The sequence below is a fragment of the Microbacterium sp. genome (assembly GCF_047606385.1).
GTDB lineage: Bacteria > Actinomycetota > Actinomycetes > Actinomycetales > Microbacteriaceae > Microbacterium.
This window is the reverse complement of sequence record NZ_JASGEL010000112.1, coordinates 1-6890: the sequence shown is the minus strand read 5'-3', so window position 1 is coordinate 6890 and position 6890 is coordinate 1. Positions and strand designations below refer to the sequence as shown.

Here is a 6890-nt window from a genome sequence, read left to right as displayed (position 1 = left end):
CCGGCCGCGCCGACGCCGGCCGCGATCCAGCCGCCGAGCGCGAGAGGTGGCAGATCCCCGGTCTGCGCGCCCGCGCCGGTGGCGACGCCGGCCGCGGCGAGCGCCCCGACCCAGCCGCCGTGCCGGGCGAAGACGCGGCCCAGCATCCATCCGAACACGATCATGGGACCGGCGATGGATGCCGCCAGCACCGTCAGCACGGCCGGCAGCAGCCAGGCGGGCGAGCCGGCGCCGACGAACGGCAGCACCGCCATCGCGACGGCGAAGCCGCCCAGCAGCCACACCGACAGCCCGACCAGCACGCGCGTGGACACGATCACCCCGGCACGGTATCGGCGCGGGCTATGCATCCGCCGAGCGTGCCCCGCTCAGCGCACCATCGTCACGTGCTCGGCGAACAGCCCGGGCCAGGCCATCACGCCGTAGGGGCTGCGCGCGATCACGAGGCGGCTGTCCGGGATGAGCTCCTCGAGGACGCGCGCCGTCTTCAGCGGATGCGTCCGATCGCCGGTCCACGCCAGGATCAGCGTCGGAGCGGTGATGCGCTTGATGTCCTTCTTGCGCGGGAGGTCGGTGGCCGCCGCACCGCGCAAGACGATCGGAAGCAGCTCGGCCGGCACCGACGGACGGGTCTCCGGCGCGTAGGCGAGCGCCGGCGGCACCGGGGCGGTGTGGCCGAGCTCGAGCAGGGCGGACATCCCGGCGCGTTCGACGATGTCGGCGTTGGCCCGGTAGACCTCCGCCTGCAGCGTCCGTGTCTTCCACGCCGTGGGCGGCGTGACCAGGGTGAGGCTGCGGAACCGGCCGGGATCGGTGACCGCGGCGTGCAGCAGAGTGCCCGTCGCCATCGAGGGACCGACGGCGTGGACGCGTTCCCCCGGCGCGACGGCGTCCAGCAGCGCGAGCAGGTCCGCGGCGAGCGCGTCCCAGCCGTAGTCGGCGGAATCCGCCGTCCCGCCCGACGACCCGTGCGCGCGCGCGTCGTACCGCAGCACCCGGTGCTCCCGCAGCGCCCGACCGAGGTCCAGGCCGAGCTGTGCGTCCCGGCCGCGGCTCGAGGTGAGTCCGTGCAGCTGGATCACGAGGGGACCCTCGTCGCCGGAGATGTCGTAGCGCAGCGGCACCCCGCGGATCTCGATCTCGTACATCCCCACCCCGTGTCATCCGCCGTCATCCGAGACCCATAGACTACGGCGCCATGCGGCTCACGAACATCGCGCAGCTCCCCCTGCCGGCGGGCACGGTGCACAGCTACGACGTCACCGCGGCGCCGCGCGCCGACCGGCCGCTGCCGGTGTCGTTCGACCAGGGCCGGCACATCGGCGCCGGCGACCGGCCGGGCTCGTGGATGGCCATCTCGTTCCGGATGCCGGAGGCCGACCCGGCGCGGCTCGCCGCCGCCTGGCACCGGGTCCTGGACCGCCACCACACGCTGCGCACCGTCTTCTCCCGCGGGCCGGAGGGGGACGTGCGCCTGCACGAGGCGGAGATCGCGCCCGGCGCGTGGCGGCAGCATCCCGCCGCGCCGGGCCGCACCGGCGCGCAGGTCGTGCGCGAGGTCTTCGACACGCACTGCCGCCCGTTCACGGAGCCCTCCCACCGGCTGTGTCTCGTGATCCCCGACGCGGATGCCGCCGACCCCCGACCCGTCGTGGTCATCGGCGCCGACCACGCCCACGTCGACATGTGGTCGTTGATCGTCCTCGCGCGCGACCTGAGCTCGGCCCTCGGCGGCGACGCGCTCGGGGAGCCGGTCGCCGGCTTCGGCGAGCACACCGCGATCCTCGCGGCGGCCCCGGCCGCCCCCGACGCCGTGCACGAGGCGTGGCACCGCGTGCTCGACGCCGAAGGCGGCGTCATGCCGCGGTTCCCGCTGCCGCTCGGCGACGTGTCGGTCCCCCGTCCCGAGGTCGTCGAGGTGCGCGACGTGCTGGACGCCGACGGCGTGCGACGCCTCGGCGCGCACGCGGACGCGGCGGGGGTGCGGGTCACGGCGCTCGCACTGTCGGTGCTCACGCGCGTGATGCGGGAGCTCGCCGACGCGCCGCTGCGCGCCGTGTTCCCGGTGCACAGCCGCAACGAGCAGCGCTGGCACGACGCGGTCGGCTGGTTCATCACGAACGCCGTCATCGAGTGCGACGACCCCGCCCCGCGGGCGTGCGCCGCGGCGCTCAAACAGGCGCTCATCCTCGGCTCGTACCCGCTCGCGCCGATCCTCGCCCCCTACGGCGGGATGCCGCAGGCACCGGGCATGTTCGCGGTGTCGTGGCTGGACCTGCGGCGGCTGCCGGTCGCCGCGCCGGCGGCATCCGACCCGTACTGGGTGTCGGCGGTGATCGAGACCGACGGCGTCATGGTGTGGTTCGTCGTCGACGACTCCGGCATGCACCTGCGCTGCCGCTATCCGGACACGCCCGAGGCGCGCGCCTCGCTCACGCGATGGCTGGACGCCGTGGGCGCCGGCCTGGTCGACGCCGCGTGACCGGGCCGTCGTCGCATGATCCGCGGCATCCCGCTACCGCCGGAGCATGCATACAAGGTATCGACGGCCTGATGTTCTCCTGAGAACATCGCCACCGCTTGGATGACGACGACACTGCCGTCAGGCGCGCCGCGCCGCTGTGGAAGGAATCACATGCTCCAAGTCCGTTCTCATTCCCCCGCCGCGCGGGACCGCGCCGCGGACCGACGACGCCGCATCGCCCCGGGCGCCGCGATCGCCATCACCGCATTCGTCGGAGCGACGATGGGCCTCGGGCCCGTGGCCGCCTTCGCGGCCGACACGATCACGTGCACCGACGGCGGCGCGCTCAGCGGCGGCACGCTCACGGTCGCATCCGGCGAGACGTGCACCGTCACCGCGACGACGTCGCTGCAGAAGCTCGTCATCACCGACGCCACCTCGGCGATCGCGGTGCCCGACGGCTACTCGCTCAGCATCGTGGTCGACGGCGTCGAGACGGGCCAGTACTACGACGGCGCCGCGAGCGCGGTCGCGCCCAGCCTCGTGCCCGGCACCTACGAGAGCGCCTCGGACACCGGCGTGCAGCTCGTGGTCACCGCCACGCTCTCGTACACCCAGTTCGGCACGACGTTCCCGCTGCGACAGGCTCTCGAGGTCGACGCGTCCGGCGTCGTCGAGGACGGCTCGGTCACGCAGGCCATCACGGGTGGCAGCTACGACGACGACAGCGCCGACGGCGTGACCATCACCTCGACCGGCGACGGCCTCGCCGGCATCGACGTCGAGGGCGGCGAGTACGCGATCAACGATCCGACGATCGCGTTCGACGGCAACGGACGCCTCGACTTCGCCGGCATCGGCGCCGGCATCCGAGTCGCCAACAGCGGCACGAGCGTGCGGGTCGACGGCGCGGACATCGACAACACCGGCGCCGTGCGCTCCGGCATCGTCGTCACCGACGGCGCGACGGCCGTCGTCAAGGACTCCACAATCGCCACCGCCGACGGCGTCCTGCCCGACGACTACACCCTGTCCCCGCCGCCCAACATGCGGGCGGTGCCCTGGGCGCTCGGCCTGACCGGCAACGTGCGCGCGACCAACCTGGTGGGCAACGGGACCAAGGCGACCTACCTGAACGACGACGTGAGCTCGACGAACTGGGGCGTGCTGTCCACCGACTCGACGTCGAACAGCTTCCTCACCTCGATCGGCACGACGATCACGACGCTGGACGGCGGCTACGGGTCGTACGCCGACGGCCAGTCGGTGACCGACACGTTCCTCGGCACGACCTTCGACGTCGACGACTACGGCGTGATCAGCACGGGCGGCACGATCAACATCGGCGACGCGAGCCAGGCGGCCGTCACCGCCCTCAACGACGCCCACGACCTGGGCCTGACCGACGAGGACATCGCGGACGTGGTGGACGCGGCCACGACGATCGACTCGGGCCGGTTCGGCATCATGTGGCACGGCGGCGGCAGCAGCAACATCGCCGCGGGCACCGTCAGCATCGACGGCGCCACCGCGATCCACACCGGCGAGACCACGTTCCAGGACAAGGCGAACGGGGTCACGCTCAACGTGGACGGCTCGGACGGCGCCACCATCCAGAGCGACACGGGCGTCATCTTCCAGCTCATGGAGAGCGACGACCCGGGCGGCCTCAGCACGACCTCCGTCTACACGGACCCGGTGTACGCGGACCCCACCGCGACGGCGACCCGTGACACGAGCTGGGACCTGAGCAGCACGAGCGCCGACAAGCCGGCGATCGTGAACCTGACCGACCTCGACGTGGCGGGCGACTTCTACAACGCGGTCTACACCGACACGCCGAAGAACCTCATCCTGAACCTCGACGGCTCGTCGGTCGCGGGCCTCATCACCTCCAGCACCTCGGTGCACGACGTGGCGACCATCTCCTACGACGACGGCGAGGGCTACAAGAACATCGGCGAGGTCACCAACACCGCGACGACGCCCGTCAACAACGGCGTCATCGTGAGCCTGGCGGACAGCTCGACGTGGACCGTGACCGGCACCTCGTACGTCACGAGCCTCACGACCGACGACACCTCGAGCATCGAGGGCGCCGACGGCCGGGCCGTGACGATCTCCGGCGGCACGGTCGGCAGCACGCCGATCTCCCCCTCGGACCTCGTCGCCGGCGAGACCTACACGGGCACCTACGGCGACCCGATCGTCGTGACCGTCGCGGACCTGGTCCCGACGACCACCACCGTCGCGGTCTCGTCCAGCTCGGTCACCGAGGGCACCGCCGCCGACGCGACGGTCACCGTCGCCGCCGACGACGCGACCCCGGCCGGCGATGTCACGGTGAGCGTCGACGGCACCGAGGTCGGCACCGCCACGCTCGACGCCGACGGCACCGCCACCCTCACCCTTCCCTCCGACCTCGCGGTCGGCTCGCACACCGTGACCGCCACGTACGCGACGGGCTCCGGATTCGAGGGATCCACGGGTGAGGCGACCCTCGAGGTCACGGCAGCCGTTCCCACGCTCACGGTCTCGCCCGGCTCCGTCGCCGCCGGCGGAACCGTGACGGTCTCGGGCAGCGGCCTCGAGCCGAACGAGAGCTACGAGATCTGGCTGCACTCCGACCCGGTGCAGCTGGCGACCGGCACCGCGGACTCCGACGGCACGTTCTCGCTGACGGTCACGATCCCCTCGTCCACGACGACCGGTTCGCACCAGATCGAGCTCCGCCCGGCGACGAGCACCGCGGTCTACGCCGACCTGACGGTGACGGCGGCCGCGTCCAGCAGCTCCTCGCTGGCCAGCACCGGCAGCGACTTCCCCGCCGCCCCGGTCGCGTTCCTGTCGGCGCTGCTGCTGCTCCTCGGCGGCAGCGCGGTCGTCGCCGCCCGCCGCCGTCTGCGTCGTACCCACGACTGAGACGGCACGCGGGAGGCGTTGACCTTCCGCATCCCTGAGACAGGGCCGGTCCCGGATTCACCCGGGACCGGCCCTGCGCCGTTCGCTGCGCGCCCTCGCCCGGCGGCGAAACACCGGCGAAACCTCGAACGCGGACCATGGGTGGATGCCGCGCCGACAGCTCGCCCTCGCCGCCTTCGAGGAGTTCACCCCGAACTTCGTGAACCATTCCTGGCACCTCCCGCGCAGCGTGTCGACGCGGTACGCCGAGCTCTCGTTCTGGCAGGAGCTCGCGCGCGAGCTGGACGCGGCGGGCTTCGACTTCCTGTTCCTCGCCGAGGCGCTCGGCTACCCGATGACCGCCGACGGCGCCGTGCCGGAGGCCGTGATCCGGGAGGCCGTGCAGCTCCCGGTGCTCGACCCGGTCGCTCTCATCAGCGGCCTCGCGGCGACCGTCGACCGGCTCGGCTTCGTGGTGACGGCCTCGACGACCTCGCAGGTGCCCTACCTGCACGCCCGCACGTTCACCACGCTCGACCATCTCACCCGCGGCCGGCTCGGCTGGAACATCGTCACGACCGACCAGCAGAACGCCCTGACGCGGCTGCTCGGACAGAACGACGTCGTGCCGCACGGCGAGCGCTACGACCGCGCGACCGAGTTCGTCGAGCTCGTCCTCGAGCTGTGGGAGGGCGCCTGGGACGACGACGCCGTCGTCGCCGACAAGGCCCGCCGCGTGTACGCGGAGCCGGCGGGGGTGCACCGCATCCGCCACCGCGGGCGCTACTTCTCGCTCGACGGATACTTCCCGGCCCCGCCGTCGCCGCAACGGACCCCCACGCTGTTCCAGGCCGGCACCTCCGACCGGGGCAAGGAGTTCGCGGCCGCGTATGCCGAGTGCATCTTCACGTCCTACCGGGACACCGCCTCGGCGGCCGCGCACATCGGCGATCTGCGGGCGCGGGCGACGGCGGCGGGGCGTGGTCGGCTGGTCGTGCTGAACGGGGTGTCGATCGTCGTCGGCGACACGCCGGCGCAGGCCGCGGCCGAGCGGGCCGAGCTGGATGCCGCGGCCTCGCGCGACGCAGCGGCGACCCTGTTCATGGGCTGGACCGGCGTCGACCTCACCAGCTACGACCACGACACGCTGCTGGCCGACCTCGACCCGCAAGGCAGCAAGACGACCTTCGCCCTCTGGGGCGACAACCCGGCGACCCCGACCGTGGGGGCGCTGCTCGATCAGATCACGAGCGAGTCCGGCGGGTTCAAGGTCACCGGCACCGCGGAGCAGGTCGCCGACGGGCTCGAGCGGATCGCGGCCGAGGGAGACATCGACGGGTTCCTCATCGAGTGCACCTACGGCGGCGTCGAGACCTACCGGCGGTTCATCGACGAGGTCATGCCGATCCTGCGCGAACGCGGGTCGCTGCCGGCGCAGCCGCGCGGCGGGAGCCTGCGGGAGCGGCTGACCGGCGCGCCCGGCCCGCGGCTCGGCGCCGACCATCCGGCCGCCCGCCACCGGCGG

Annotated in this window: 5 protein-coding genes; 3 read left to right on the top strand and 2 right to left on the bottom strand. The window is 72.8% G+C overall.

Annotation, left to right across the window (positions count from 1 at the left end; all coding sequences use genetic code 11):
- Both QM626_RS11430 and QM626_RS11425 read right to left on the bottom strand, forming a co-directional pair.
- Positions 1 to 320: hypothetical protein (locus tag QM626_RS11430; protein WP_415077072.1), on the bottom strand; the 320-nt coding region annotated here is incomplete at its 3' end.
- 48 nt (positions 321 to 368) lie between these two features.
- Positions 369 to 1148: an alpha/beta fold hydrolase gene (locus QM626_RS11425; protein ID WP_415077071.1), complete on the bottom strand. Its 780-nt coding sequence runs from the start codon at positions 1146 to 1148 to the stop codon at positions 369 to 371.
- A gap of 50 nt (positions 1149 to 1198) precedes the next feature.
- Between QM626_RS11425 and QM626_RS11420 the strand changes: the two genes are divergently transcribed.
- The 3 genes from QM626_RS11420 to QM626_RS11410 all read left to right on the top strand — a co-directional run.
- Positions 1199 to 2482, top strand: coding sequence for a condensation domain-containing protein (locus QM626_RS11420; RefSeq protein ID WP_415077070.1), 1284 nt, complete (start codon positions 1199 to 1201; stop codon positions 2480 to 2482).
- Between the two features lie 153 nt (positions 2483 to 2635).
- Entirely contained in the window at positions 2636 to 5386 is a 2751-nt protein-coding gene (locus QM626_RS11415) for a beta strand repeat-containing protein (RefSeq protein ID WP_415077069.1), read from the top strand.
- 145 nt (positions 5387 to 5531) lie between these two features.
- The coding region (locus tag QM626_RS11410; protein WP_415077068.1) for an NtaA/DmoA family FMN-dependent monooxygenase at positions 5532 to 6890 on the top strand (1359 nt) is incomplete at its 3' end.

Bases quoted from the DNA above. Each gene is read 5' to 3' on its own strand.
- QM626_RS11425 (WP_415077071.1), bottom strand. From the start codon at position 1,148: ATGTACGAGATCGAGATCCGCGGGGTGCCGCTGCGCTACGACATCTCC.
- QM626_RS11420 (WP_415077070.1), top strand. From the start codon at position 1,199: ATGCGGCTCACGAACATCGCGCAGCTCCCCCTGCCGGCGGGCACGGTG.
- QM626_RS11415 (WP_415077069.1), top strand. From the start codon at position 2,636: ATGCTCCAAGTCCGTTCTCATTCCCCCGCCGCGCGGGACCGCGCCGCG.